We start from the raw sequence: 25,978 nt of genomic DNA, 5'->3' as shown, positions 1-25,978 counted from the left end.
GCGCGCCGGTGACCCGACAGCCGGCAGGAGGCCCCGCTCGTGGCGAAGCGTCTGCCCTCCCCACCGCCCGTGCTCTCCGGCTACAGCTACGTGCGCCCGCTGGGCACCGGCGGCTTCGCCGACGTGTTCCTCTACGAACAGGACCTGCCGCGACGCGTCACCGCGGTGAAGGTGCTGCTCGTCGACGTGGTCGACGCCGAGGCGCGGCGGGCGTTCACGGCCGAGGCCGACGCGATGGCGCGGCTCAGCGCGCACCCGTCGATCGTGACGATCCACCAGGCGTCGATCTCGGCCGATGGTCGACCCTACCTGGTCATGGAGTACTGCCCCGAGTCGCTCGGCGCCCGGGCGAAGCGCGGACCGGTGCCCGTGGGCGAGGTGCTCGACATCGGCGTGCGCATGGCGGGCGCCCTCGAGACCGCGCACCGCTCGGGCCTGCTGCACCGCGACATCAAGCCCTCCAACCTGCTCGTCAACTCACTCGGCGCACCGGTCCTCGCCGACTTCGGCATCGCCGGCACGATCGGCGACGGCGACGCGAGCGACACCTTCGCGATGTCCATCCCGTGGAGCGCCCCCGAGGTGCTCGGCGAACGCACCACCGGCACCGTCGCCACCGAGGTGTGGGGGCTCGGCGCGACCCTCTACACCCTGCTCGCCGGGCACTCTCCCTTCGAGCTCGCCGAACGCAGCCGCAACAGCGTCGACCAGCTCTCGCGTCGCGTGCTCGGCGCGAAGTACACCCCGCTCGCCGCGAGGGGCATGCCCGCGCGCATCGACACCGTGCTCTCGACGGCGATGCAACGCGATCCCGCCCGCCGCTACACGTCGATGGCCGAGTTCGGCGAGGCGCTGCGCTGGGCGCAGTACGAGCTCGGCATCGCCCCGACCGGCCTCGAGGTCGCCTCGCCCGAGTGGGCGGCGGCGGCACCGCTCGGCTTCGCGGATGCCACGGCGCGAGGCCCGGTCGTGACCACCGTGAACGCCGACTCGCGCCGTGCGGGCCGCGCGGCGGCGGTCGCCGCGGCGAGGCCGGCCGGTCCCGTGGTCGACGACGGCGGGCTCGCGCCCGCCCGGGCGAGCGGCGGCCTGCTGAAGCCCGTGCTGATCGGCGCGGGCGCCGCCGTCGCGGTGCTGGCGATCGCCGCCGTCGGCCTCGCGGTCGCGGGAGTGATCTGATGGCGGCGCGGGGCGCTGTGCGCGCACCGGGTCGCCGCCCGAACGGGCGACGCGGAGCGATCATCGCCTCGGTCGCGGGCGTCGCCGCCGTCGCGACGGTCGTCACCCTCGCGGTCACGGCCAACGGCTACGAGGCGCAGGAGGTGCCCCGCCTCGAGACCTCGGTGTGGGTGACCCGCGACAGCGGCCAGTACGCCCGGGTCAACACCGACCTCGCCGAGATCGACCTCGTGCGCGACGTCGAGGACCCGAGCGGGGTGGTGCAGTCGGGCTCGACGACGTCGCTCTACAGCCAGGGCTTCCGGCAGCGGTGGGGCATCGACCCGGCCGACCCGGTCGACCTCGTCGCCGAGGACGGCGGCGGATCGATGCCGACGCCGGTGGGCACGCGCGACGTCGCGAGCGCCGGGGACTGGATCTCCTACCGCACCGACACCGGCACGGTGCACGCCGGGCGCATCGACGGCGACGACGCGTTCCCCGTCGACCCGTACGCCGAGGAGCGCGCCGAGGACGACGAGGAGAAGACCTACGCCGCCGCCGCCGTCGGGATCTCGCCCGACGGGCTGCTGGCGATGTACTCCGCGCGCGAGGAGGCGGTGCGGCTCTTCGACGTCGCCACGGGGGAGTTCGTCGGCCGCGCCGCCGCGATCGCCGACCCGCCCGCCGCGGACGCGCGCCTCGAGCTCACCGTGATCGGCGAACGCTGGGTCATGCTCGACGCGGCCGAGTCGCGGGCGTGGGTGCCGGGTCGTGACGAAGCCGTGCCTGTCGACGTGGCGGCCGACGCCCGCCTGCAGCAGGGCTCGTCCTCCGGGGCATCCGTGCGAATCGCCGACTCGGCCGGACTCGTCGAACTGCCGTTCGACGGCGGCGACGCCGAGCGCGTCGTCGATGCGAGCGGCACCCCGGCCGCGCCGATCGTCGTGGGCGGCGAGCTCGCGGCCGCCTGGCTCGGCGTCGACGGCGGCAAGATCTGGACGAGCGCGGCGGGCGAGGCGGTGCCGCTCGAGACGCCCGACGGCGGACGCGACGCCGACGGGCCGCAGGCGATCACGCCCGTGCTGCGCGGCAACGGCGACCGCGCGGTGCTCAACGAGACCACCTCGGGGCTCGTGTGGACGGTGCCCGACGGGCGCATGGTGCCGATCGAGCAGTGGGTGCTCGACGACGAGGTCGAGGACCGCGTCGGCACCCGCGAGGTCGAGGACCTGGCCCGGCAGGAGCCGCCCGTGGCGGTCGCCGACGGCTTCGGCGTGCGCGCCGGGCAGCAGGTCGAACTCCCCGTGCTGCTGAACGACCACGACCCGAACGCGAAGGACGTGCTCACCGTCGACCCGGCGTCGATCTCGGGCGGCCTCGCCGACGCCGGCTTCGGCGAGCTCGCACTGACCTCGAACGACCAGACGCCGGCGGTCCGCGTGCGGGCGAGCTCGGGATCGACGACGTTCAGTTACGCCGTGACCGACGGGCAGGCGACCTCGGCGCCGGTCACGGTCACGCTCACCGTCGTGCCCGACGACGTGAACGGCGCGCCGGTCTGGTGCGGCGTCGCCGACTGCGCGCAGCGCTGGCCCGAGCCGCAGCTCATGCCCGGCGGCACGGCGCTCGTGCCCGTGCTGCCCGGATGGGTCGACCCCGACGGCGACGCCTTCGTGCTCGCCGACGCGCAGCCGGTCGACCCGAGCGCACCGGTCTCGGTCGTGCCGATGTCCGACGGCCGCGTCGCGGTCAGGCACACCGACCCGAACGCCGCCGCCGAGAAGGTGCAGGTGCGGGTGACGGTCGCCGACGTGCACGGCGCCGAGGCCGAGGCGACGCTCGACCTCAGGGTGACCTCGAGCCCCTCGCTCGCCGTCACCCCGGTCGCCGTCACCGCAGGCGCCGGGGAGACGGCGATCGTCGAGATCGTCGAGCACGTCAGCGGCGGGTCCGGCTCGGTCCGCCTGCTCGACGCCGTGCCGACGGCTGCCGCGGCGAGCGGCGGGCTCGCGGTCGTGCCGAACACGGCGGCGGGCGAGGTCGAGCTCTCGGCCGCCGAGCCCGGCGCCTACCTCGCGACCTTCACCGTGCAGGACGTGGTGACGCGCGCCGAGCAGACGGCGACGATCCGGGTGACGGTCGCCGCGCCCGGCGCGCCGCTCGCCCTCGCCCCGATGACGGCGTTCGTGCGCGTCGGCGAGGACGCCATGGTCGACGTGCTCGGCGCGGCGCAGAACACGAGCGGTCGCGTGCTCGTGGTCACCGACGCCGTCGCGATGACGCCCGAGCTCGGCGTCGGCGTGGTCGCGCAGTCGCAGGTGCGTGCGACGGGCGTGACGCGCGACGGCCGGCCCGGCCTCGTCGGCCGCGCGAAGGTGACCATCGCCGACGGCGCGGGCGCGACCGCGGTGGGCGACCTCAACGTCTTCCTCGTCGCCCCCTCGGCCGGGCTCAGCCCCATCGCGATGCCCGACACCGTCACGATGCGGGTCGGCGAGCTCAGCTCCATCCCGGTGACGGCCAACGACGTGAGCCCCCGGGCCGAGCGTCTCGTCGTGCACCCCGAGGTGACCTCGTCGGGCGCCGAGGGCGAGCTCGCCTTCGCATCGGGCGACGAGGTGCGCTACCTCGCACCGACCGTGCCCGGCACCTACGAGCTCGGCTACGCCGTCGGGCTCGAGCAGGCCCCCGAGCGGCTCGACCACTCGACCGTCACGGTCACGGTGCTGCCCGAGGGCGCGAACCGCGCGCCCGAGCCGCACCCGCTGGTCGCGCGGGTGCTCAGCGGCCAGAGCGTGCGCATCCCCGTCGCCGCGACCGGCATGGACCCCGACGGCGACCGCACCGTGCTCGCGTCGGTGACGCAGCCGAAGGCGGGACTCGGCATCGCGACGATCTCGGCGGAGGGCGATGCGATCGTCTACACCGCCCCCGAGAACGCGACGGGCGACGTGCAGCCCGCCTTCGAGTACACCGTGCGCGACGCCTCGGGCGCCGAGGGCGCCGCGCGGGTGCGCGTCGGCGTGCTCGCGGCCGCCGTCACCGACGCCGCACCGGTCACCTTCAGCGACTACGTGCGCGTGCAGCAGTCGGCCGACGCGCCCGTGACGGTCGAACCGGCCGGCAACGACCTCGACCCGGCGCAGGGCCGGCTCGAGCTCGTGAAGCTCGTGCCGAACGCGCCCGAGGGCAGCGCCGAGTACCGGCGCCTCGCCGCGCTCGTCGACGACGCGACCTCGCTCGACGACGGCCGGATCGTGCTGCACCCGGGTGACGTGGTCGGGGCCAACTCGTACCGCTACACGGTGAAGTCGCAGCGCAGTTCGAGCACCGCAGAGGGGCTCGTCGTCGTGAACGTGATCGAGGGCGAATCGCCCGACGCGCCGATCGTGACCGACACCGTCGTCACCGCGCGCTCGCGGGCCGAGCTCTCGGACGGGGGGCTCGACGTCGTCGCCGGCCACGTCGTGTGGGCCTCGGGCGAACTCGGCGGGCTCGAGCTCGAACTCTGGGGCGACGAGGCCGACACGGGCGACTACCGGGTCGACGGGCACCGCATCAGCGGGCCACTGCCCGCCGGCGGTGCGCTCGTGCCGTTCCGCCTGCACGGCGAGGACCGCTCGGGCCGCGAGGCCGAGGCGTTCGGCTTCCTCATCGTCCCGGCGTCCGACGACCTCCGCGTGCAGCTGCGCACCGACGTCGACCAGCTCGAGGTCAAAGAGGAGGCGCAGCTCGAGTTCGAGGTGCGCGAGCTCCTCGACCTGCCGAAGGGCGAACGCGTCGAGGTCGGCGCCGACGGCGCTTATACGGTGCAGCGCGCGGCGGCGAGCTGCACGCCCGCCTCGGGCGGTCGCGCGAGGTACTCGGCCGGCGCGGATGCCCCGTGGAGCGACCGCTGCCTCATCCCCGTGCGCCTCGACGGGCAGAAGACCTGGTCGTGGGTCGGGGTTCCGATCGCGATCGTGCCGAAGGACCCGCAGGCGATCCTCTCCGCGGTGAGCCGGACGGTGGCGCCCGGAGCGACCGAGTCCGTGCAGCTGTACGACGAGATGACGACCTGGGAGGGCGGACGCGAGGGCGACCGGACGAAGCTCGACTACACGGTCGACTACTCGGGCAGCGCGTTCACCGTCGCGCGCTCGGGCGACCGCGTCAGCTTCGAGGCGCGCGCCGACGCCCGCCCCGGCACCCGCGAGACCGCGACCGTCGGGATCAGCGCGTTCGGCGGGGTCTCGTCGGCCATCACGCTCGTGGTCGGTCAGGCCCCGGCCGACGCGCCGCGCGGCGCCGTGTTCACGCAGCAGTGCTCGGTCGGCGACGGCGCCTCCTGCACGATCACCGTGATCGGCGTGGTGGGCGAGTACGACCCGTTCGCGGGCAAGACCGGCGCCGGGCTGAAGCTCGAGGGCCTCGGTGCCGGCGCGAACAGCTGCCAGGTCGCGACCGTGCGCGCGGTCGACGACCGCTCGATCGTCGTCACCTGGCCGACCGGCCAGAACGCCTTCGGCGGCGAATGCGTCGTGCCGTACGTCGTCGCCGACGCCCAGGGCCGCCCGGGGGAGGGGCGGCTGACGGTCGACCTCCTGGGGCTCCCGCAACCGCCCGCCTCGATCTCGACCGCCGACTTCACCGCGACGAGCGTGACGCTCGAGGTCTCGCTCGGCGAGGCGCTGCGCGCCCACCCCGCGCTCACCGGACTCGAGATCCTCGAGGGCGGCCGTGTCGTGCCGGCCGACTGCGCCCCGGGTGCACCCGGCGTCTGGTGGTGCACCGTCGGCGGGCTCACACCGGGCGAACGGCACGACTACGCCGCACGCGCGGTCAACAGCGTCGGCACCTCCTCGCCGACGAACGCCGTGACGACCTGGTCGTACGAGGCGCCGAGGGTCACCGAGGTCACCGCGACGCCGGTGTACCGCGAGGGCACGACGAGTTCGGGCGTCGCGGTCGTCGAGCTCGCCATCACCGCCCCGTCCGACGCACGGGCCTTCCGCGTCGAGGAGACCGGGCAGGTCATCGACCGCCGGGGCGCGACCACGACGGTCGATCTCGCGCTCGCACCCGGGCCGCAACTGCTCACCGTGGTGCCGATCAGCGTCTTCGAACCGCCCACCGGGCGCGGCGGCAACGAGGGCGGGGCGCAGTCGAAGTCGGTGACCGCCGCGGGTGCGCCGTTCCTGAGCCCGAACGGCATCTTCGCGACGGCGTTGACGAACTCGTCGATCCTCATCAGCGGAGTCTCGCTCGCCGGCAACCACAGCGCGAAGGGCACCGAGTTCGTGTACTTCGCCTGGCGCGACGGCGGCGAGCCCCAGTGCTGGGCCGACTCGTCGGGCGCGCTCGCGTACGATGCGCGCGGGGCGACGGTGAGCACCTCGTCGACGATCTCCGGGCTCGACGAGCGCAAGCGCTACTACGTCAAGGCGTGCGGGTCGAACGGCTACGGCGCGACGAGCTCTGGCGTCGCCGAGGTGCGCGTGTACACCGACGTCGACGCGCCGACCGGCAGCGCCGCGTACACGGTCGCGGTCGATGCGGCGGGCGGCGGCAACTCCTTCCGCTACGACCTCGCGCAGGGCCCGACGCTGCAGGCCGCGGAGGACTTCCACGTCGAGTACTGGCTGTACGGGGAGTGGCGGCAGGACTTCGCGCTCTCATCGGATGCCGCGCCGTCGGGTGTCACCGCTCGGCAGTGCCACGACTTCTGGGGTCGCTCCTACTGCTCGAACGAGATCCCGGTCACCCCGACGGCCGCGCCGACGACGGTCGCGGTCGACTTCGCCGACAGCTGCGTCGTCGTGCCGAAGAAGCCCGACGACGACCGCGGCGTCACCGTCTCGCCGGCCGCCGCCGGGTCGATGCGGCTCTCGGCCGTGACCGCACCCGACGCCGCCGGGAACGTCTCGTTCACCGTGTCCTTCGTCGACGCGTTCGCCGCGTTGAAGCCGATCACCCGCACCGGCGTGCCGTGCTCGCCCGGCGCCGGAGGCTCGCCGGCGCCGTGACCCCGCCCCGAGACATCCAGCCCGTGACATCCAGCCCCATTCGAGAGGAACCGCCCCGTGACGATCGCCCCTGAGCAATCCGCCTGGTTCGCCGAGACGTTCTCGCTCATCGCCGACAACGTCGAGCAGGCCGTGCTCGGCAAGCGGCACGTCGTCGAGCTCGTGCTCGCGACCGCGATCAGCGGCGGCCACGTGCTGCTCGAGGACGCCCCGGGCACGGGCAAGACCGCGCTCGCTCGCGCCATCGCGCAGACGATCCACGGCACGAGCTCGCGCATCCAGTTCACCCCCGACCTGCTGCCCGGCGACGTCACCGGCATCACGGTCTTCGACCAGAAGGCCGGACGCTTCGAGTTCCACGCCGGGCCGGTCTTCGCGAACATCGTGCTCGCCGACGAGATCAACCGCGCCAGCCCCAAGACGCAGTCCGCGCTGCTCGAGGTGATGGAGGAGGGCAACGTCACGACCGACGGCGTGACCCGCCCCGTCGGCAACCCCTTCCTCGTGATCGCGACGCAGAACCCCATCGAGCAGGGCGGCACGTACCGCCTGCCCGAGGCGCAGCTCGACCGCTTCACGGTGAAGACCTCGATCGGCTACCCCGACGAGGCCTCGACCATGCGGATCCTGCAGGCCGTCGGCGCCCCCAAGCCGAAGCTCGAGGGCATCGTCGGCACCGACACCATCGTCGCGATGACCGAGCTGTCGCGCGGCGTGTACGTGAACCCGCTCGTCTCCGACTACGTCATGCGCCTCGTCGACGCGACCCGCCGCGCGACCGAGGTGCGGCTCGGCGTGAGCGTGCGCGGGGCGATCGCGCTCTCGCGCCTCGCGATGACCTGGGCCGCGGCCGCGGGACGCACCTACGCGACGCCCGACGACGTGCGGGAGCTGGCCGTCGCGGCGCTCGCCCACCGGCTCGTGCTCGAGCCCGAGGCCGAGTTCGACGGGGTCACGGCCGTCGCGATCGTCAACCAGATCCTCCTCGACGTGCCCGCACCCCGGGAGAACGGGGTGGCGTGACCGGACCGACCGATCTCCTCCGCAAGCCCGCGACCACCGACACGGTCACCTCGACCCGTGGCGCCACGGTCACGCGGCTCGCTCGCACGCGCCGCGGCCCGATCGCCGAAGGCGCGGCCCGGCTGCGCCGCCGCGCGCGGGCGGTCGGCGGCGGGTTCGCGCGCGCGGTCGCGTGGGTGCGGGAGACGGTCTCGCCGGCGGGGATGCTCCTCGTCGGCCTCGTGGTCGCCGGTGCCGCCGGCGGCGCGGCGTTCGGCTGGTTCGAGGGGTGGGTGGTCGCCGCGACGGCGGGCGCGCTCCTCCTCGTGTGCGTGCCGTTCCTCCTCGGGGCGCACGACTACCGTGTGCGGCTCGAACTCGATCGCGACCGCGTGGTCGCCGGGTCCGAGATCCGCGGCACCCTCGACCTCGTGAACGACGGCGCCCGGCCGTCGCTGCCGGGCGTCGTCGACATCCCCGTGGGGCACGGCCTCGTCGAGGCACACGTCCCGCTCCTCCGCGCCGGCGCGCACCACCGCGAGGAGCTGCTGATCGCCGCGCAGCGTCGCGGCATCATCGACGTCGGGCCGATGACGATCTCGCGCGGCGACCCGCTGCGGGTACTGCGTCGGGAGATGAGCTGGCCCGAGGTGCAGCGTGTGCACGTGCATCCAGTGACCGTCGCGCTCCCGTCGTCGAGCGCCGGACTCATCCGCGACCTCGAGGGGGCGCCGTCGAGCCGGCTCGTCGACGCCGACCTCTCGTTCCACGCGGTGCGCGAGTACGTCGTGGGCGACTCGCAGCGGCACGTGCACTGGAAGTCGACCGCCCGGACCGGGCGCCTCATGGTGCGCCAGTACGAGGAGTCGCGCCACGCGCGCATCGCCGTGCTCCTCGACCTCGACCTCGACGGCTACTCGAGCGACGACGAGTTCGAGCAGGCGGTGAGCGCCGCCGCCTCGCTCGGCGTGCAGGGCGTGCGCGAGGGGCGCGACGTGCTCGTCGGTGTGAGCGCCGAGCTCGACACCGCCGACCGCGGGGCGGTGCAGTCGATGCGGGCGCTGCCGACCGTCACGTCCCGGGTGCTCCTCGACGGCATGTCGGGCCTCGAGGGGGCGTCCGCCACCGGCGCGGGCGCCGGGGTGATCCGACTCGAGTCGGTCGCGGCGCTCGTGGCCCGGTCGTTCGGCGACCTCTCGATCGCCTACCTCGTCACCGGGTCGCTCGTGCCGCTGCAGCGCCTCCGCCGTGCGGCCGTGACGCTGCCTCCCGGCATCGCGGTCGTCGCGGTGCGGTGCGAGCCGGGCGCCGAGCCCGGCGCCCGGCGCTCGAAGGAGCTCACGGTGCTCACGCTCGGCGAGCTCGGCGACCTCGGCCAGCTGCTCGCGAGGGGGGCCCTCCGATGAGCGCACCCGTCCGGGGACGCGCCGATCGCCCCGCCCCCGAGCTCGATCCGCTGCGCACCGTGCTCGGCATCGGGTACGTCGTCGTCGCGGCGACGCTCGCGACCGTCGCGGCCTGGCCGGTGTTCGCCGCTCCGCGCATGGTCCTGGTCGCCGCGGTCGGCATCGTCGCCGGGCTCGGGCTCGCGCTCCTCACCCGGTTGCTCCGTGTGCGCGGGGCGCTCGCTGCACTGTTCGTCGTCGGGGCGACGGCCGTCGTGTACGCGCTGCTCGTGGTGCCCGTCGCGGTGCCGAGTGCGATCGGCGACGTGCCGACGTGGGTGCGCGGCATCCGCGACGGCTTCGTCGGCGTCATCGTCGGCTGGAAGCAGCTCCTGACGCTCTCGCTCCCGCTGGGGGAGTATCAAGCGGTGCTCGTGCCGTTCTTCGTCGTGATGCTCGTGGGCACGCTCGTCGCCGCGCTCCTCGTGGTGCCCGACCGGCGCAGCTCCCCGTTCGCGGTCGTGGTCGGCTTCGCGATGTCGGGCTTCGGCCTCGCGTTCGGCTCGAGCTCGCTGAGCGAGTCGCTCGTCGTCGGTCCCATCGTGGTGCCCGCCCCGCGCGAGCTCGCGGTCGCGGTCGGCGGGCTCGCCGCCGCGCTCGTCTGGCTGCTGCTGCGTTCGCGGTCCATCCGCGCGGTCGCGCTGCGGCGGGCGACCGCCGGCACCGTGCAGCGCGCCGGACTGTCGGGCTGGCCCGCGGTGCGCCGGCGCGGGCTCGCCGCGGTGCTCGTCGCGATCGCGCTCGTCGTCGGCGCGGTCGTCACCCCCGCCGCCGCCCAGCTCGCGGATCGCTCGGCCCTGCGCGACCGGGTCGAGCCCGCCGTCGTGCTCCGGCAGACGGCGACGCCGCTCGCGAGCTACCGGGCGGCGTTCGGTGCCGACCGGATCGACGAGCCCTGGCTGGTGATCGAGGGCGACACGGCCGGCGTCGAGCGCTTGCGCCTCGCGACCCTCGACACGTACGACGGCGAGACCTTCCACGTCGCGGCCACGCGCGGCGACGCGGCGGAGGGGCGCTTCAGCCGGCTTCCCCGCGCGGCCGTGCAACTGCCGGGCGACGTCGTCTTCGGGCTCACCGTCGACGACGGGTACTCCGGCGTCTGGGTCCCCGCCCCGCAGGGCCTCCGCGCGGCCCCCGAGTTCGACGGGCCGCGACGGGCCGCACTCGCCGACGGCTTCCACCGCGCCGACGACGGGGCGACCTCCATCGACATCGCGGCGGTACCGGATGCCCCGGCGTCCGCCTCGGCGGTCGAGCGCGGCCTGCGACCGGGCGACGCCTACTCGCTCGTCGCGGCACCCGACGCCCCCGCCCCGCTCGGCGAACCGGGCTCGGCGCCGCGCATCGACCTCGAGCAGTACCCCGCGCTCGCCGAATGGCTCGAGATGCAGGAGCAGCCGGGCACCGCCGCCGGCTTCACCGAGCTCGTCGACCGCCTGCGCGGCCGCGGCTACCTCAGCCACGCCGCGGTCGACGGGGCCGACGCCGCCGAGTGGATCGCCCGGCTCGACGCCGGCTATACCTTCCTGCCGAGCTACTCGGGGCACTCCGCGGCGCGCATCGAGGCCCTCTTCACCCAGCTCGTCGACCAGCAACGACTCGCGGGGCCCGAGGCATCCGACGCGGCCCTCGTCGCGGCCGTCGGCGACGACGAGCAGTTCGCGACCGCCGTCGCGCTGCTCGCTCGCGCGCTCGGCTACGAGTCGCGCGTCGTGCTCGGATTCCGCCTCGCGGGTGCCGAGGAGGTGCCGGGCGCTCCTGCCTGCACGGAGGTCTGCACGGGCGGTGCGCTGGCGGTGTGGGCGGAGGTCGCGGGCGAGCACGATGCGTGGACGCCGATCGACGCGACACCCCAGCACGAGGTCGCCCCGAGCCTGATCAAGGAGGGCGAGCAGCTTCCCGAGCACCCGACGACGCCCGACCGCACCGACACGGCGACCGTCGACCCGCCCGCGGCGCGGAGCGAGTCGAGCGAGACGTCGGCGACGTCGCCCCAGGAGGTCGACCTCGGCCTCGCCTCGCTGCTCGCGATCCTCAAGTGGGCCGGCCTCGGTGCCGCGGCCCTGCTGCTCGTGCTCCTGCCGTTCCTCGTGGTCGTCGTGGCGAAGGGTGCGCGATCGCGCCGCCGCCGGCACGATCCGGTGGCCGAAGTGCGTATCGTCGGAGCATGGGACGAACTCGTCGACCTATACGCCGATCACGGGGTGCCGGCGCCGGTGGGCGCGGATCGCGCGTCCGTCGCGCGGGCCTCAGGCCGCCGTGCCGCCGTCGAGCTCGCTGCGAGGGTCGACCGTGCGGTGTTCGCGGGTGACCCGCCGAGCGACGCCGACGCCGAAGCGGCGTGGGCGATCGTCGACGCCGAGCGCGCCGAGCTGCGTGCCCGTGCCCGAGCCCGTCGCCGACTCGCGGCGGCACTCTCGTTCGCTTCCCTGACCCGCCCCCTCCGCCCAGCTCGCGCATCACTCGAGGAGCCCGCACGATGACCCCAGCCGACTCACAGCAGCTCGTGGCCGCCACGTTCATGGCGGTCGGATTCTCACTCCTCATCGGCATCGGACTGTACGTCTGGTACGCGGCGATGCTCGCGAAGGTGTTCGTGCGCTTCGGCCAGCCGGCGTGGTCGGCGTGGGTGCCGGTGTACAACGAGATGCAGCTCTTCAAGGTCGGCCGTCAGCAGCCGTGGCTCGCCCTCCTGATGTACGTGCCGCTCGTGCAGGTCGTCGGCCTCGTGTTCAAGGTGTTCGCACTGCACCGCATCAGCGTCCAGAGCTGGCGCGGCGTCGGCACCACGGTGCTCGGCGTGCTGCTCCCGCCGGTCTGGGCGACCGTGCTCGCGACCGGCCCCTCGCCCGACCCCGAGCTCGGCCGCATGCCGATGCGCGCGGCGGGCACCGGCGAGATCCCGCCCGTGGCGCCCGGGGTTCCCGGCGGGCCGCTCGCTGCGGCACCGCTCGCCACGGCACCGCAGCAGCCCGCGCCGCTCGTCGCGCCGTTCGTGCCCGCGGCTCCGGTCGCGGCTCCGGTCGCGCCGCCGGTCGTGACGCCGCCCGCGGCTCCCGCGGCTCCCATCGCCCCAGCAGCTGCCGCGGCCCCGCCCGCGCACATGTCGGCGGCGGCGCAGGCGTGGGCGTCTCCGCTGAACGACGTCCCCGCCGGCGCGCCGGCTCCCGTTCAGGCCCCCGCGCCCGCTGCGGCTCCCGTTGCGCCGGCCGACTCCGTCGCGTCGCTCTTCGCTCCGCCGAGCTCGCAGCCGCCGGTGGCGCCCGTCGCCGACCACGAGGTCGTGGCCCCGCGGATCCCCGGGCGGATCGAACCGCTCCCGCCGCTCCCGCAGACGCCCGCGGCCGCAGTGCCTCCGCCTGCGCCGGCACCCGAGTCCGCCGCAGAGGCCGCCCCGCCGCAGCCCGGCGGCGCGGCCGCGGCGTACGCCGCCCTCGCCGCGCCGCTCGACGTTCCCGCGCCCGCGGCAGCGCCCGCCGCCGCCCCGCGCCCCGCCGACGCGTTCGACCCGTTCGAACCGGCCGACGCCCCGACCATCGTCACCGGTGAGGGCGACGACGACCCGTTCGACCGAACCGTGGTCGTGCAGCGCCGTCCGCTCGTGCGCTGGCGGCTCGCCCTCGAGGACGGCAGCGTGCTCGAGCTCGACGCGCCGGTCGTCGTGCTCGGGCGAAACCCGCGCGCCGCGCTCACGGGAGAGCAGCGGCTCGTCGTCCCCGACGTCAGCCGCACGCTCTCGAAGACGCACGCGGTGCTGCGCCTCGACGGCGAGCAGTGGAGCGTCACCGACCTCGACTCGACGAACGGCGTCATGGTTCCCGACGCCGCCGGCGTCGACCGGCTGATCGATCCGGGCGTGCCCACGCCGGTCGCCGGTCGCCTCGTGCTCGGCACGCTCGCCGTCGCGCTCCAACGAGACGGAGCTCAGGAGGCGCCTCGCTGATGCCCGAACACCGCGTGAAGCTCGCCGCCGCCGCCGCAAGCGACGTGGGCCTCGTCCGTCGCACCAACGAGGACGCCGCCCTCGCCGAGTGGCCGGTGTATCTCGTCGCCGACGGCATGGGCGGGTACGAGGCGGGCGACCGGGCCAGTGCGGCGGTCGTCGAGGCGTTCCGCGAGCACGTCGTCGGCGCGCCCGTCGCGACGGTCGTCGGCGTGCGCGAGTCGCTCGCCGGGGCGAGCGCCCGGGTCGCCGCGGTCGCCGCCGAGACCGATCGGGGTGCGGGCAGCACGGTCGCCGGGGTCGCGCTCGTCGACGACGAGGGCGAGCCCGCCTGGCTCGTGTTCAACGTCGGCGACTCGCGCGTCTACCGCCACCACGGCACCGAACTCGAGCAGCTCACCGTCGACCACTCGCTCGGCCAGGAGCTCGTCGACGGCGGTGCGATGCGACCCGAGGACCTCGCGACCTTCGAGCGCCGCAACGTCATCACCCGCGCGATCGGCGCGCCCGACAGCACCGCCGACAGCTGGCTGCTGCCCGTCGTGAACGGCGAGCGGCTGCTGATCTGCAGCGACGGCCTCACCTCGGAGGTGAGCGACGAGGGCATCCGTGCGACCCTGACGATGAGCGGCCGCCCCGAGTCGGCCGCCGCGGCGCTCGTGCAGCGCGCGCGTCAGGCGGGCGGTCGCGACAACATCACGGTCGTGGTCGTCGACGTCCTCTCCGGCGGTCTCGACGAGCACGCGGATGCCACGACCGGCGTTCCCCGCAGGACGCCCGACGGGGCCGGGCCGCCCGAGGTCGACGACGAGACGACGATCCCCGTGCGGAGGCGGCCGTGAGCGACGACCGGTCCGGCTCGATGCTCGACGACCTCGAGTTCGCCGACCTCCACGACGACGCCACCGTGGTCGTCTCCCGGCTCGACGAGGAGACGGTGGTCGTCGACCGCACGGTCGTGCGCGATACCGCCGACGCTGCCGAAGCCGATGCGACCGTGGTCGTGCCCCGCGCCGCCGCATCCGATGAGGCCACGATCGTCGTCGATCGGGGCGACTCGCAGAAGACCAGGCTCACGCATCAGGGCGCGCCCGTCATGCACTCGCCGCGGCGTCGCGACCGGCGCCGACCGGCGCCCGCACCCGTCTCCGAGGAGGTGCTGCGCACGGCGGAGCCCGGCGCCGGGCCGGGAGTGATCGACCGTTACCCGGCGCGGGCGCCCGAGGCATCCCCGCTGCCGCGCCCCCCTCGGTTCGCCGCGGGGCCGCCGGCGACCCGCGATACGACGACGGTGCTGCCCTCGGTCGCGCGTCGCTCGCGCCGCACGGCGATCACCTCGATCGCCGTGTTCGCCGGAGCATGCCTCCTCAGCGTCGGCGGGCTCGTGGCACTGGCCGTGACGGTGCTCGGCGAGCTGTTCGGCTGACCCGCCTCAGACCGGGGCGACCGGCTCGACGACGACCTCCGAGGGGAGGTCGAGGAATTCGGCGACCTCGACGAGCCGTTCCTCGAGCGAGCGGCGTTCGGCGGAGGAGAACTCCCGCCACGGCACCACCCTGATCGTGGCGCGCGCGCCCTGTACGACGGGGGCCCACCGGCCGACCATGGTGCCGCCGATGAGCATCGCGTGCAGCGGGAACTCGGGGATGATCGGCGTGGCGATGCCGGGCGGCTGCAGGTAGGCGCGGGGCATCGCGTAGCCCATGACGTACTCGTCGTACCCCTGGAGCAGGTCGACGCGCGCGGGGTCGTCGTCGCGCGCCGCGCGTTCGTCGTCGCGCGCCGACCAGGCCGAGGCGACGGCCGCGTCGTGCCAGAGCTCGGGTTCGTCGTCGTCGAGCTGGGCGATGCGCCCCGCGGTGCGGTCGGATGCCTCGACGAGCGCCGCTCGGACGTCGCGCAGCGTGAATCCCGACCAGGTCGCGAGATCGCGGGTCGTCGCCGGCCCCCGCGTGAGCAGCGCGCGTTCCACGAGCTCGGCGAGCGCCTCCTCCCTCGGCCGCGGCGGGGCGGCGGGCACGCGTTCGTCGAAGGCCGCGTAGCTGCGCTGCTTCCCGACGCTCGCCCCCGAGATCGCGACGAGCTCGAGCTCGGCGACGAGGAGCACGAACATGAGCCCCTCCCTCGGGAGACCGGCGTCCACGAGCGCCGCACCGAGCTCGTCGCGGGTGCGGTGCCCCTCCGCGAGCTCGCGGGCGACGACGTCGACGGCGCGCCGGCCCGCGTCGCCGTCCCACCCGGCCTTGCGGATCGTCCCCGCCATCTGCTGCCGCACCCGCGGCGCCGAGAGCTCGAGCAGCCATCGCGCGTCGGCGGGCACCACGAAGTGCCAGGTGGGCCGCAGCACGTGCGTACGGAGGATCGTGCCGTCGTCGATGCCGGCGGCGACGGCGGGCGCGACCGGGCGCGTCGGCGCGGGCAGGCGCTGCGCGAGTCCCCACTGGGCGGGCAGGTACTCCTGCGCCTGCACCGCGAGGGCCCGGGCCACGACCTCGGCGGGTGTCGCGGGCGGCGTCGGCCCCGTGGCATCCGCGCCGCCCGGAATCGTGCCGCGCAGGCCCTGCGCGAACAGCCGACGCGATCGCAGCTCGGCGGCGTCCACCTACGACACGTCCCTCCGCCAGGTGGTCGCCCCGCCGATCGCGGTCGTCACGAGGGCGATCCCGAGCAGCACGAGTCCGCCCTGCCACCAGTCGAGCGTCTCGGCTGCGCCGAATGCGGCGACCGTGTAGAACGAGGCGCCGACGAGCGCGTCGCTCGCCGCACCCGGCAGGTATCGGCCGACCGTCGCCGTGACGTCGTTGAGCGACGCCGCGAACCGCAGGATCGGCTCGAGGAACTGGGTGAACGCGATGACGATGACGACCGCGGCGACCTGGTTCGTCACGAGCACGCCGAGTCCGACGCCGATTCCGCCCCAGAGCGCCATCGCGAGGATGCCCCGGCCGATGAGCGCCCAGGTGTCGCTCGAGTCGAGGCCGGTGTCGAGGCCGAAGCCCGAGAGGGCGGCCGCGGCCGAGCCGACCGACACGGCGTAGCCGATCGCGCCGAGCACGGCGCCCGCGACGAGCTGCGAGACGAGCTTCGCCGACAGGACCACGGTGCGGTGCGGTTCGGCGAGGAATGTCGGGGTGAGCGTCTTGTGCCGGAACTCGCTCGTCACCGCGAGCGCCCCGAGGAGCAGCGGGAACACGTAGCCGATGCTCGAGGCGAAGCTGTAGAGCAGGGGCGCGAGCTCGACGTCGGCCGGCAGCGGTGCACCGCCCGACTGCGCCGCGGCTTCGGGGTTCGCGCCGAGCCAGCTGAACAGGGCGCCGAGGCCGCCCGCCATGAAGGCGACGTAGGCGGCCAGCAGGATCGCGAGCAGCCACCACATGCGGGTGGTCAGGAGTTTCTGGAACTCGGCGCCGAGTGCGCGGAAGAAGCTCATCGTGCGCCCTCCTCGCCGGCCGGGTCGTCGTCGTCGGACGGCGCGTCGCCGGACGGCGCGTCGCCGGGTGGTGCGTCGGCGTGCGGGGCGAGTGGTGCGTCGGCGTGCGGCGCATCGAGCTCGGGCGCCTCGTCCGGCGCCTCGCCGACGAGCGAGAGGAACGAGTCCTCGAGCCCCGACTTCAGACGGTGCAGTGCGCTGAGCTCGACGCCGCCGACGAACGCCGCGTGTCCTACCCGCCCGGGGTCGGGCTCGTCGACGATGAAGCCGCTGCGGCCCGCGTCGTACGCGAGTCCGGCCGAGTCGAGAGCGGTCGCGAGGGCCGCCCGGTCCGGTGAGTCGACGATCGTGCGCGGAGCGGCGTCGAGCTCGAGGCTCGCGAGCGTGCCGCGCTTCACGAGACGTCCGCGCGAGATGATGACGACCTCGTCGACCGACTGCTGCACCTCGCTGAGGAGGTGCGAGGAGACCAGCACCGTTCGCCCCTCGCGGGCGAGCGTCTGGAGGAACACGCGGATCCACCTGATGCCCTCGGGGTCGAGGCCGTTGATCGGCTCATCGAGCACGAACACCCCCGGGTCGCCGATCAGCGTGTACGCGAGGGCGAGGCGCTGGCGCATGCCGAGCGAGTACCCGCCGACCCGGCGGTCGGCGAACTCGGCGAGGCCGACCTGCTCGAGCACGACAGGCACCCGCGCCGAGGGGAGGCCGGCCGCGGTGGCGTACACCCGCAGGTGGTTGCGCGCGGTGCGGCCCGGGTGGAAGTTGGCGTCGAGCGCCGCGCCGACCGTCTCGAGCGGGCGCGCCAGCGCGTGATAGGGCGTGCCGCCGAACGTCGCCGTGCCGCTCGACGCGCGGACGAGTCCGAGGAGCACCCGCAGCGTCGTCGTCTTGCCGGCGCCGTTCGGCCCGAGGAAGCCGGTGACCCTCCCCGGTTCGACCGTGAAGCTGAGGTCGTCGACGGCGGTGACCGCGCCGAAGTGCTTGCTGAGCCCCGAGATCTCGATGGGGATGCCGTCGGCCATGCGCGCTCCTCACGTCGGGGGCCGTCGTGAGCCGCAGGTGGGTCGCGCCCCCGCACGACCCGTGTTCGCGACCGAGGCCGCGAACATGCTCACCCTAGCGAGAACGGGGTGCGCGGGGCATCCGTCTCGTGGGGGATTCGCAGATCAGCGCGGGGAATCCGCGGACGATCAGTTCAACGGGCGGATACCGGCGGGCAGCACGCCGCCCGCATAGAGCTCGGTCGCCAGGTCCTGCAGCGCGCCGAGCGCGATGCGCTGGGTCGTCGGGCCGTACGAGAGGCGGGCCACCCCGAGGGCTTCGAGCCGGGCGGGCGCCGGCACGCCCGGCAGCCCGATGAGGGCGAGCCTCTGCTCGCCGATGCCGGCGACGAGTTCTTCGATCTCGGCCTCGCCGAACACGCCCGGCACGAACACGCTCGTCGCACCGGCGTCGAGGAAGGCGCGACCGCGCTCGATCGCGTCGGCGAGCCACACCTCGCGCGGGCGGTCGTGGCCGCGCAGCCAGGCGTCGGTGCGGGCGTTGAGCGCGAACGGCACGCCCTCGGCGTCGGCCGCCGCGACGGCCGCCTCGACGACCGCGACCGATTCGGCGAGCGGCTTCAGGCGGTCTTCGATGTTCGCCCCGACGATGCCCTCGCCGATCGCACGACGCACGGTCTCGCCGGCGTCGCCGTAGCCGTCGTCGAGGTCGGCGCTCACGGGCACCTCGACCGCGCGCGCGATGCGACCCGCCATGTCGAGCATGAGATCGACCGGGATCTCGCCGTCGGCGTAGCCGAACGACGCGGCGATCGAGTGGCCGGCCGTGGCGAGGGCGCGGGTCTCGGGCAGGGCGGCGACGGCGCGGGCGCTCACGACGTCCCACACGTTGACGACCTGGAGGAGTTCGGGGGCGGTGTGGAGGCGGCGGAGTTCGGCGGCGTTCTCGGCGAGGGTCATGCCCTCACACTATGACCAGTCGGAGCCGTCGGCCGGCGATCGGACCGTAGCATTGTGGGTCATGTCCGATTTCCTCGAACGCGCCGCGCACCTGCCCGTCACCGAGTTCGGCTACCCCGGGCCGCTCCGAGAGCGGCTCAACGCCGCGATCCTGGCCGGGCTGAAGACCTCGACCACGTCGCTGCTCGCCGACTACGACCACCCGGGGGAGGAGCTGCCCCGTGCCGGGCAGCACTACCGCCTCATCGACTCCGACGAGCGGGCGATCGCGATCGTCGAGACCACCGAGGTCCGCACGGCACGCCTGGCCGAGGTCGACCTCCAGCACGCCCTCGACGAGGGCGAGGGGCTCACGAGCGTCGAGGAGTGGCGCGAGGCGCACGAGCGGTTCTGGACCGGGGCGGAGCACACCGCGAGCACCGGCGGCCGCGCGACGCTCGACGACGACACCCTCGTCGTGCTCGAGCGCTTCCGCGTCGTCGAACTGCCCTCGAGCTGACCCGTCCTCCCTCGTCCGCGCAGCGGATCTGAGGGGACGCCGCCCGAATCTGAGGGGTCGATCCGGATGCCGCGGGCCCGACGACCGGCCACGCTCGGAGCGAGCGGAAGGGGACGGCATGGATCGGGTCATCGTGGCGGTCGTCATCGTCGCAGGGTTCATCGCACTCGCGTTCGCCGGTCCCGACGGGCCGTCGGCGGAGCAGGCCGTGACGGGCGAGCCGGTCGTCGGCACGACGATCGAGGCCGCGCAGGACGTGCCGGCCGGCGCCATGACGGCCGACACCGCGGAGCGGCTGGCGCTCGCCGCGTCGAGGTGAGGCCGGGATGAGACCGGGCCGCCCCGTCGCCCTCAGTGCGGCGCGTGGTACTCGGCGTCGCCGCGACGCCAGTACCCCTTGACGACCGCACGGTCGGCGTCGAGCCCCCAGCGCTCGAGGAGCGCCCGGCCGGGCTTCACGACGGACTGCTCGGCGGCGACGAACGCGAAGACGTCGCCCGAGGGGCGGTCGTCGGCGGTCAGCGCGTCGAGCCGGGCGATGAGCGCCGACGACGGCGAGCCCGCGCCCCGTGCGATCCATTCGATCCGCACGCCCTCGGGTGCCTCGAACGCGTAGTCCGCGCCGGCCCCGTTCGCCTCGAGCACGACGAGTCCGCGCGCGTCGCGAGGCATCCGCCGGGCCAGGCGACGGATCGCCGGGAGCGAGGTCTCGTCGCCCGCGAGCAGCCACCCCTCGGGCTCGCCCTCGATGACGAGCGACCCCCGCGGACCGCCGATGCCCACCGAGGCGCCGATCGCGGCGTCCGCCGCCCAGCGCCCAGCGATGCCCTCGTCGCCGTGCACGAGGAGCTCGAGGTCGAGGGTGCCCGCCGCGGCGTCCCAGGCGAGCGGCGTGACCTCGCGGCTCGGCGCGGCGCGCAGCTCGTCGATCTCGAGCGAAGCGGCGTCGCCCTCGGGGAAGAACACGCGGATGTGGTCGTCGGCGCCCGGGGAGTCGAAGCCGATGAGCGCCTCGCCCTCGAGTCGTACGCGCACGTAGTCCGCGACGAGGAAGCGGCGCGAGGCGAGCCTCGCGGGGCGGAAGACGAGGTCGTTCGAGCGGCGTGCGAGCGTGAAGGCGGTCATCGGGTCTCATTTCTGGTCGGTTCGGGAACGGTCGGTTCGGATCGGGTGGGTTCGGACCGGGGGTGCGCCGGCTCGGGCCGGTAGTACACCGCGAGGCGCTGCCCCGCGTGCTCGACGACGTCGACGGGGGTGTCGAACACGTGCGAGAGCACCTCGCCGCGCATGATCTCCTCCGGCGTGCCCGACGCGACGATCTCGCCGCCCGCGAGAGCGACGATGCGGTCGGCGTACACCGAGGCGAAGTTCACGTCGTGCACGACGAGCACGATCGTCTTGCCGAGCACGTCGGCCGCGTCGCGCAACTGCCGCATCATGGAGGCCGCGTGCCGCATGTCGAGGTTCGCGAGCGGCTCGTCGAGCAGCACGACGTCGGTGTCCTGCGCGAGCACCATCGCGACGAAGGCGCGCTGCCGCTGTCCGCCCGACAGCTCGTCGATGAAGCGGTGCTCGAGGTGGGCGAGGTCGAGGAACGCGATCGCCTCATCGATCGCCTCGTGATCGGATGCCGCGAGCCGCCCCTGCGAGTGGGGGAACCGCCCGAACGAGACGAGCTGGCGCACGGTGAGGCGGGCGACGAAGTGGTTCTCCTGCTTGAGGATCGACACGACCTTCGCGAGCTCGCGCGGCTTCGCCGTCGCGATGTCGAGCCCGCCGACCCGCACGACGCCCGCGTCGGCGCCGAGGAGGCGCCCGATGATCGTGAGCATCGTCGACTTGCCAGCGCCGTTCGGGCCGACGAGCGCGGTGATGCCGCCGCGGGCGATCTCGAGGTCGATCGGGCCGAGGGCGCGCGTGCCGCCGTAGCCCTTCGCGACGGCATCGAGGGTGATCATGGGCGCGGTGCTCATCTGAGCCCCTTTCGCAGGATGACGACGAGGAAGGCGAGTCCGCCGACGAACTCGATGACGACGGTGACGAGGCCGGCGGCGTAGAACACGTGCTGCAGCACGAAGTAGGCGCCCGTGAGCGCGGCGAGCCCGATGAGCACGGCGAGCGGAAGCACCGCGGCGTGTCGGTCGGTGCGCACGAACTGGTAGGTGAGCGTCGCCACGAGGAAACCGAAGAAGGTCATCGGCCCGATCATCGTCGTCGAGATCGCGATGAGCGCGGCGACGACGACGAGGAGGCCGACGACCTCGCGACGGTACCCGATGCCGAGGTTCACGGCGGCGTCGCGCCCGAGCGCGAGCACGTCGAGCACGTGGCGACGGCGCCAGACCGCGACCGCGATCGCCGCCACGACGAGCGTCGCCCAGGGCAGCACCTCGGGGTTCGCGTTGCCGATCGAGCCGTGGAGCCGCGAGGCGAGCACGTCGAACTCGCTCGGCGTGAGGAGGCGCTGCAGGAACGTCGAGACCGAGCCGAACCCGACGCCGAGCACGACGCCGACGAGGAGCAGCACGTGCAGGTTCCGGCGCCGCCCCGAGAACAGCCACCCGTAGAGCAGGGTCGCGAAGAGCATCATCGCGAGGCTCTGCACGATGATCTTCGCGGGGCCCTCGACCTGCGTCGCGGCCATGCCGAACACGAACACGAGCGCGGTCTGCATGAGCGTGTAGAGCGCGTCGAACCCGAGGATCGACGGGGTCAGGATGCGGTTGCCCGTCGCCGTGTGGAACAGCACCGTCGCCATCGCCTGGCAGACGGCGACGAGCGCGATCGTCGCGACGGCGACCGCGCGCGACTCGACGATGATCCAGAAGCCGGGCTGCCCGACCGGCACCGGGTTGTCCCAGACGAGGATGCCGGTGGCGAAGAGGAGCGCCGCAGCGGCCGCGATGATCGCGCCGAGATGGCGGGGATGCCTCGTGCGGGACGCGGCACGCGGCATCCGGGCCGTTCGGCTCAGGACCTCAGCCACGCGGCCTCCGCAGGAGGAGGGCGATGAACACCGCGCTGCCGACGATGCCGAGCACCATCGACACGGGGATCTCGAACGGCATGCGGATCGTGCGGCCGATGAGGTCGCACACGGTGACGAGGGCGACGCCGCCGACGCACACCCACGGCAGGTTGCCGCGCAGGTCGTCGCCGCGGATCATCGAGACGACGTTCGGCACGACGAGCCCGAGGAAGGGCAGGAACCCGACGACCACGGTCGTGACGCCCGTCGCGATCGCGACGAGCGAGGTGCCGACGACGAGCACGGCCTCGTAGCGCACGCCGACGGTCGTGGCGACGTCCCGGCCGAGGCCCGCGACGGTGAGGCGGTCGGCGACGAGGAAGATCAAGAGGGTCACGAGCGCGACGACCCAGAGCACCTCGTAACGCCCGCGCACGACGCTCGTGAAGCTGCCCATGAACCAGGTGCCGAGCATCTGCAGCGAGTTCGTCGAGGCCGCGAGGTAGGTGGTGAAGGCGCTCACGACGGCGCCGAGCATGATGCCGATGAGCGGCACCACGAGGGTCGTGCGGATCGCGACGCGGCGGAGGATCGCGAGGAAGGCGAGGGTGCCGACGAAGGCGGCGAGGCTCGCGGCGACCATCTGCGCCTCGAGATTCGCGCCGGGCACGAGCAGCACGGTGAGCAGCAGGCCGAGCGCGGCCCACTCGGTCGTGCCCGCGGTCGTCGCGTCCACGAAGCGGTTCTGGGTGAGCATCTGCATGACCAGGCCGCTGACGGCGATCGCGCAGCCCGCGAGCATGAGGGCGATCGTGCGGGGGATGCGGGTGATGGCGAACATCTCGGCGCCGCCCTCGGCCCCGACGACGTCGTAGACGCCGACGAAAAGCGAGAGCGTCAGGAGGCCGAGGGTCGCGAGGATCGCGAGGGGGAGTGCGGCGCGGCGCGCGCGCCCGAGGCGCGCACCCGGTCGGGTGCGCGCCTCAGGCTGAGTGGCGGATGCCACGGACTGCTGCGACACGTGATGACTACGCGGGGGCGAACGCCTTCGCGAGTTGCTCGTAGAGCGCCGTGTACGACTGGAGGTCCTCGGTGAGGTAGAAGGCTGGGTCGACGTAGACGACCTGACCCTCCTTCACGGCGGTGACGTTCGCGAGCGCCTCGGAGCCCTCGATGAGCTCCTTCGCGGGCACGTAGCCCTCGGCGTCGGTCATGGCGCCCTCGCGGTCCATCACGATGATCCAGTCGGGGCTCGCCGCGGCGATCGCCTCGACGCTGATGTCGTCGCCGTGGGAGGTGTCCTCGGCGGCCTGCTCGATCGCGGGGGTGAGGCCCGCGGTCGGGTAGAGCGCGCCGAGGCTGCGGCCGGTCACCGGCGCGATGTACGAGATCTCGCCGCCCGAGGTGAGCAGGGTCGCGACAGTCGACGTGCCGTCGTAGGCATCCTTCGCGGCGGCGGTCGCCTCGTCGAACGCGGCGATGAGCTCGGCGGCCTCGTCCTCGCGGTCGAAGATCTGGCCGAGGATCTCGATCTCGCGGGTGAGCTCGGCGTTCGGGTCCTCGCCGTCGCGCGGGGCGATCTCGATGACCGCGGCATCGGGGTTCTGCTTCACGATCTGGTCGTACGACTCGGCGAAGCGGTAGCCGCCGATGACGAGGTCGGGCTGCGCCGCGACGATCGACTCGAGGTTCGGCTCGAAGTGGGCGCCCACGTCGAGCACCGCCTCGTCGCCCGTGTACTCGGGCCAGATGTCGGTGCCCATGATCTGCTTCGGTGCGGCCGCGAGGGGGATGTCCCAGGCCGAGAGGGTCTCGAAGACGTGGTTGTCGAGCGCGACGACCCGTTCGGGGTTCACCGGCACCTCGACCTCGCCGTGGTTGTCGACGATCGTGACCGTGCCGCTCGCCGCGGCGGGCTCGGGCTCGGCCTCCGCGGCGCTCGCGCAGCCGGCGAGTCCGAGGGCGGTGATCGTGAGGAGACCGGCGGTGACGGTCAGCGCCGAACGGCGTCTGGGCATGGTGAACTCTCGCTTTCCGTGAGGGTGGTCGTGCCGCGACTCTGCAGCGACTTAGGGAACCCTAAGCAAGGTAAGGCTAACCTTAAGTGCTCGCGAGAGGCCAACTGAGTGTTCCTCGACCGGCCCCGGGTAGCATTCCGGCATGGGGGAGACGTCGGAGGGGGCATCCGCGAGGCGACGGCCGCGCCGATTCTCGGCGAACGCGCTGCTCGACGGCTTCTTCTTCATCTACGCGGGCGTCGCCGCGGTGTGGCTGGCCTGGCTGATCCTCGAGCAGAGCTTCGACTGGGGCTGGTTCGGACTGCTCTTCTTCGTCGCGTTCTGGCTCGTGCTCGCCTACCTCGTGCTGCCGCGCCTGCACCGCATCCTCACGACGATCTACGTGCCCGACTACTTCATCGGACGCGCGCGCACGAGCGACGGACTGCTCGGCGACCCCGTCAACCTCGCCCTCGACGGCGACGAGCCGCAGCTGCACGCGGCCATGCGCGCGGCCGGGTGGTCCCGTGCCGACGACGTGACCGCGGGCACGAGCTGGCGGATCGTCGCCTCCACCCTCACCGGGAAGAGCTACGACGAGGCACCGGTCAGCCCGCTCTTCCTCTTCGGCCGCCAACAGGACTTCGCCTACCAGCAGGAGGTCGAGGGCAACCCCGCCAAGCGCCACCACGTGCGGTTCTGGCGCACCCCCGACGGCTGGCTGCTGCCGGGCGGGCGCCGGGTCGGCTGGCTCGCCGCCGGCACCTTCGACCGCGCCGTCGGCTTCTCGCTCTTCACCCTCCAGGTCACCCACAAGATCGACGCCGACATCGACGTCGAACGCGACCACATCGTCATGACCGTGCTCGGCGCGAACCCGCGGGCGACGGTCGACGTGCTCGCCGACTTCTCCACCGGCTACCATTCGCGCAACGGCGGCGGCGACTCGATCAGCACCGACGGGGGACTGCCGGTGCTCGACGTGCGCGAGGTGCCCCTCGGGGCCATCGAGCCGGCCCGCTCGGAGGAGGCCTCGTGAGCGGCGGCAAGCGCCCCGCGTACGAGTCGCCCGGCGATCTCGCCCGCCCGCTCGACCCCGGGTCCGCCTCGATGCGCCGCCCGGCGGCGACCGCCTTCGGCGCCGTGCTCGTCGTGCTGCGCGTCCTTGCGGGCGTCGTCTGGCTGATCGCGCTCGCCGTGCAGTGGCGCCAGGTGCTCGAGGGCGACTTCGGCATCGAGCTCGACGGCGACGTCGACGCGCAGTCGGTGTCGGACTTCGGCCTCGCCGTGATCCTCGTGGGCGGCGGCATCGTGCTCGCGGTCGAGCTCGTCTTCGCGGTGCTCGTCTACCGCGGCAGCAATTGGGCGCGGATCACCGTGATGCTGTTCGCGACCGTCAGCATCACCTGGTCGGCCATCGACTACTTCGGCGGTGACGCGGAGATCACGTTGCGCACGACGCTCGTCACGCTCGCCCTCGACATCCTCGTGCTGCTCGCCCTCTCGAGCCGCAATGCGCGCGCGTACGCCCGCCGCCCTCGGAAGTAGGGTAGGGACGCCGAGC

General features: G+C 73.9%; 21 protein-coding genes. 12 read left to right on the top strand and 9 right to left on the bottom strand.

The window, feature by feature from the left end:
- Window positions 1-39: 39 nt before the first annotated feature.
- From ACFVAJ_RS06720 to ACFVAJ_RS06685, 8 genes are read left to right on the top strand one after another with little or no spacing between them, the layout of a single operon-like run.
- Complete coding sequence (locus tag ACFVAJ_RS06720) at window positions 40-1,179, top strand: serine/threonine-protein kinase (protein WP_376942347.1); 1,140 nt, start codon at window positions 40-42, stop codon at window positions 1,177-1,179.
- On the top strand, window positions 1,179-7,166 hold the full coding sequence (locus tag ACFVAJ_RS06715) for an Ig-like domain-containing protein (protein ID WP_376942345.1): 5,988 nt from the start codon (window positions 1,179-1,181) through the stop codon (window positions 7,164-7,166). Before ACFVAJ_RS06720 ends, ACFVAJ_RS06715 begins: the two co-directional genes overlap by 1 nt.
- A gap of 57 nt (window positions 7,167-7,223) precedes the next feature.
- Window positions 7,224-8,189: an AAA family ATPase gene (locus ACFVAJ_RS06710; RefSeq protein ID WP_376942343.1), complete on the top strand. Its 966-nt coding sequence runs from the start codon at window positions 7,224-7,226 to the stop codon at window positions 8,187-8,189.
- Window positions 8,186-9,574 carry a DUF58 domain-containing protein gene (locus ACFVAJ_RS06705; RefSeq protein WP_376942340.1) on the top strand — a complete coding sequence of 463 codons (1,389 nt, stop codon included), beginning with the start codon at window positions 8,186-8,188 and terminating at the stop codon, window positions 9,572-9,574. The genes ACFVAJ_RS06710 and ACFVAJ_RS06705 overlap by 4 nt, the downstream gene beginning before the upstream one ends.
- Window positions 9,571-12,096, top strand: coding sequence for a transglutaminase domain-containing protein (locus ACFVAJ_RS06700; RefSeq protein ID WP_376942338.1), 2,526 nt, complete (start codon window positions 9,571-9,573; stop codon window positions 12,094-12,096). Before ACFVAJ_RS06705 ends, ACFVAJ_RS06700 begins: the two co-directional genes overlap by 4 nt.
- The gene (locus ACFVAJ_RS06695) at window positions 12,093-13,556 is read left to right on the top strand and encodes a DUF5684 domain-containing protein (protein WP_376942336.1); all 1,464 of its coding nucleotides are present in this window, start codon (window positions 12,093-12,095) and stop codon (window positions 13,554-13,556) included. The genes ACFVAJ_RS06700 and ACFVAJ_RS06695 overlap by 4 nt, the downstream gene beginning before the upstream one ends.
- Window positions 13,556-14,398: a PP2C family protein-serine/threonine phosphatase gene (locus ACFVAJ_RS06690; RefSeq protein WP_376942333.1), complete on the top strand. Its 843-nt coding sequence runs from the start codon at window positions 13,556-13,558 to the stop codon at window positions 14,396-14,398. Before ACFVAJ_RS06695 ends, ACFVAJ_RS06690 begins: the two co-directional genes overlap by 1 nt.
- Window positions 14,395-14,982 carry a hypothetical protein gene (locus ACFVAJ_RS06685; RefSeq protein ID WP_376942330.1) on the top strand — a complete coding sequence of 196 codons (588 nt, stop codon included), beginning with the start codon at window positions 14,395-14,397 and terminating at the stop codon, window positions 14,980-14,982. Before ACFVAJ_RS06690 ends, ACFVAJ_RS06685 begins: the two co-directional genes overlap by 4 nt.
- Before the next feature lie 6 nt (window positions 14,983-14,988).
- Here ACFVAJ_RS06685 and ACFVAJ_RS06680 read toward each other — a convergent pair whose 3' ends face one another.
- From ACFVAJ_RS06680 to ACFVAJ_RS06665, 4 genes are all read right to left on the bottom strand, one after another.
- Complete coding sequence (locus ACFVAJ_RS06680; protein ID WP_376942328.1) at window positions 14,989-16,158, bottom strand: winged helix DNA-binding domain-containing protein; 1,170 nt, start codon at window positions 16,156-16,158, stop codon at window positions 14,989-14,991.
- A complete protein-coding gene (locus ACFVAJ_RS06675) occupies window positions 16,159-16,986 on the bottom strand; it encodes an ABC transporter permease (RefSeq protein ID WP_376942327.1) in 828 nt (275 codons plus the stop codon).
- The gene (locus tag ACFVAJ_RS06670; protein ID WP_376942326.1) at window positions 16,983-18,011 is read right to left on the bottom strand and encodes an ATP-binding cassette domain-containing protein; all 1,029 of its coding nucleotides are present in this window, start codon (window positions 18,009-18,011) and stop codon (window positions 16,983-16,985) included. The genes ACFVAJ_RS06675 and ACFVAJ_RS06670 overlap by 4 nt, the downstream gene beginning before the upstream one ends.
- A 168-nt stretch (window positions 18,012-18,179) precedes the next feature.
- Window positions 18,180-18,950: an isocitrate lyase/phosphoenolpyruvate mutase family protein gene (locus ACFVAJ_RS06665; protein WP_376942325.1), complete on the bottom strand. Its 771-nt coding sequence runs from the start codon at window positions 18,948-18,950 to the stop codon at window positions 18,180-18,182.
- Between the two features lie 61 nt (window positions 18,951-19,011).
- On the opposite strand from ACFVAJ_RS06665, the gene ACFVAJ_RS06660 reads away from it, so the two are divergent.
- Together ACFVAJ_RS06660 and ACFVAJ_RS06655 are read left to right on the top strand one after the other, a co-directional pair.
- Window positions 19,012-19,449: an ASCH domain-containing protein gene (locus ACFVAJ_RS06660; protein WP_376942323.1), complete on the top strand. Its 438-nt coding sequence runs from the start codon at window positions 19,012-19,014 to the stop codon at window positions 19,447-19,449.
- Window positions 19,450-19,567: 118 nt separating this feature from the next.
- Window positions 19,568-19,768 (top strand): hypothetical protein, encoded by a 201-nt coding sequence (locus tag ACFVAJ_RS06655; protein WP_376942322.1) that lies wholly within the window; start codon window positions 19,568-19,570, stop codon window positions 19,766-19,768.
- A gap of 32 nt (window positions 19,769-19,800) precedes the next feature.
- Here ACFVAJ_RS06655 and ACFVAJ_RS06650 read toward each other — a convergent pair whose 3' ends face one another.
- Genes ACFVAJ_RS06650 through ACFVAJ_RS06630 form a run of 5 tightly spaced genes read right to left on the bottom strand, consistent with a single transcriptional unit; the run spans window position 19,801 to window position 24,435 of the window.
- Window positions 19,801-20,574, bottom strand: a complete 774-nt coding sequence (locus ACFVAJ_RS06650; protein ID WP_376942321.1) for a siderophore-interacting protein — start codon at window positions 20,572-20,574, stop codon at window positions 19,801-19,803.
- On the bottom strand, window positions 20,571-21,407 hold the full coding sequence (locus ACFVAJ_RS06645) for an ABC transporter ATP-binding protein (protein WP_376942492.1): 837 nt from the start codon (window positions 21,405-21,407) through the stop codon (window positions 20,571-20,573). Before ACFVAJ_RS06645 ends, ACFVAJ_RS06650 begins: the two co-directional genes overlap by 4 nt.
- Before the next feature lie 11 nt (window positions 21,408-21,418).
- On the bottom strand, window positions 21,419-22,435 hold the full coding sequence (locus ACFVAJ_RS06640; protein WP_376942320.1) for an iron chelate uptake ABC transporter family permease subunit: 1,017 nt from the start codon (window positions 22,433-22,435) through the stop codon (window positions 21,419-21,421).
- Window positions 22,428-23,438 (bottom strand): ABC transporter permease, encoded by a 1,011-nt coding sequence (locus tag ACFVAJ_RS06635; RefSeq protein WP_376942317.1) that lies wholly within the window; start codon window positions 23,436-23,438, stop codon window positions 22,428-22,430. Before ACFVAJ_RS06635 ends, ACFVAJ_RS06640 begins: the two co-directional genes overlap by 8 nt.
- Window positions 23,439-23,445: 7 nt before the next feature.
- Window positions 23,446-24,435 (bottom strand): siderophore ABC transporter substrate-binding protein, encoded by a 990-nt coding sequence (locus ACFVAJ_RS06630; RefSeq protein WP_376942315.1) that lies wholly within the window; start codon window positions 24,433-24,435, stop codon window positions 23,446-23,448.
- A gap of 142 nt (window positions 24,436-24,577) precedes the next feature.
- Here ACFVAJ_RS06630 and ACFVAJ_RS06625 point away from each other — a divergent pair, with 142 nt between their 5' ends.
- Both ACFVAJ_RS06625 and ACFVAJ_RS06620 read left to right on the top strand, forming a co-directional pair.
- On the top strand, window positions 24,578-25,453 hold the full coding sequence (locus ACFVAJ_RS06625) for an LssY C-terminal domain-containing protein (RefSeq protein WP_376942314.1): 876 nt from the start codon (window positions 24,578-24,580) through the stop codon (window positions 25,451-25,453).
- Window positions 25,450-25,962: a hypothetical protein gene (locus ACFVAJ_RS06620; RefSeq protein ID WP_376942313.1), complete on the top strand. Its 513-nt coding sequence runs from the start codon at window positions 25,450-25,452 to the stop codon at window positions 25,960-25,962. Before ACFVAJ_RS06625 ends, ACFVAJ_RS06620 begins: the two co-directional genes overlap by 4 nt.
- Window positions 25,963-25,978 lie beyond the last annotated feature (16 nt).

Source organism: Agromyces sp. NPDC057679, assembly GCF_042799635.1.
In the GTDB taxonomy this organism is placed as follows: domain Bacteria; phylum Actinomycetota; class Actinomycetes; order Actinomycetales; family Microbacteriaceae; genus Agromyces.
Note: the sequence above shows the minus strand (reverse complement) of the source record. Positions and strands in the feature narration are given on the sequence as shown.

What these genes read in the sequence shown, in the direction of transcription:
- ACFVAJ_RS06715 (WP_376942345.1), top strand. Translation starts at nt 1,179, where the DNA reads ATGGCGGCGCGGGGCGCTGTGCGCGCACCGGGTCGCCGCCCGAACGGG.
- ACFVAJ_RS06700 (WP_376942338.1), top strand. Translation starts at nt 9,571, where the DNA reads ATGAGCGCACCCGTCCGGGGACGCGCCGATCGCCCCGCCCCCGAGCTC.
- ACFVAJ_RS06695 (WP_376942336.1), top strand. Translation starts at nt 12,093, where the DNA reads ATGACCCCAGCCGACTCACAGCAGCTCGTGGCCGCCACGTTCATGGCG.
- ACFVAJ_RS06690 (WP_376942333.1), top strand. Translation starts at nt 13,556, where the DNA reads ATGCCCGAACACCGCGTGAAGCTCGCCGCCGCCGCCGCAAGCGACGTG.
- ACFVAJ_RS06675 (WP_376942327.1), bottom strand. Translation starts at nt 16,986, where the DNA reads ATGAGCTTCTTCCGCGCACTCGGCGCCGAGTTCCAGAAACTCCTGACC.
- ACFVAJ_RS06670 (WP_376942326.1), bottom strand. Translation starts at nt 18,011, where the DNA reads ATGGCCGACGGCATCCCCATCGAGATCTCGGGGCTCAGCAAGCACTTC.
- ACFVAJ_RS06665 (WP_376942325.1), bottom strand. Translation starts at nt 18,950, where the DNA reads ATGACCCTCGCCGAGAACGCCGCCGAACTCCGCCGCCTCCACACCGCC.
- ACFVAJ_RS06660 (WP_376942323.1), top strand. Translation starts at nt 19,012, where the DNA reads ATGTCCGATTTCCTCGAACGCGCCGCGCACCTGCCCGTCACCGAGTTC.
- ACFVAJ_RS06655 (WP_376942322.1), top strand. Translation starts at nt 19,568, where the DNA reads ATGGATCGGGTCATCGTGGCGGTCGTCATCGTCGCAGGGTTCATCGCA.
- ACFVAJ_RS06650 (WP_376942321.1), bottom strand. Translation starts at nt 20,574, where the DNA reads ATGACCGCCTTCACGCTCGCACGCCGCTCGAACGACCTCGTCTTCCGC.
- ACFVAJ_RS06645 (WP_376942492.1), bottom strand. Translation starts at nt 21,407, where the DNA reads ATGATCACCCTCGATGCCGTCGCGAAGGGCTACGGCGGCACGCGCGCC.
- ACFVAJ_RS06630 (WP_376942315.1), bottom strand. Translation starts at nt 24,435, where the DNA reads ATGCCCAGACGCCGTTCGGCGCTGACCGTCACCGCCGGTCTCCTCACG.
- ACFVAJ_RS06625 (WP_376942314.1), top strand. Translation starts at nt 24,578, where the DNA reads ATGGGGGAGACGTCGGAGGGGGCATCCGCGAGGCGACGGCCGCGCCGA.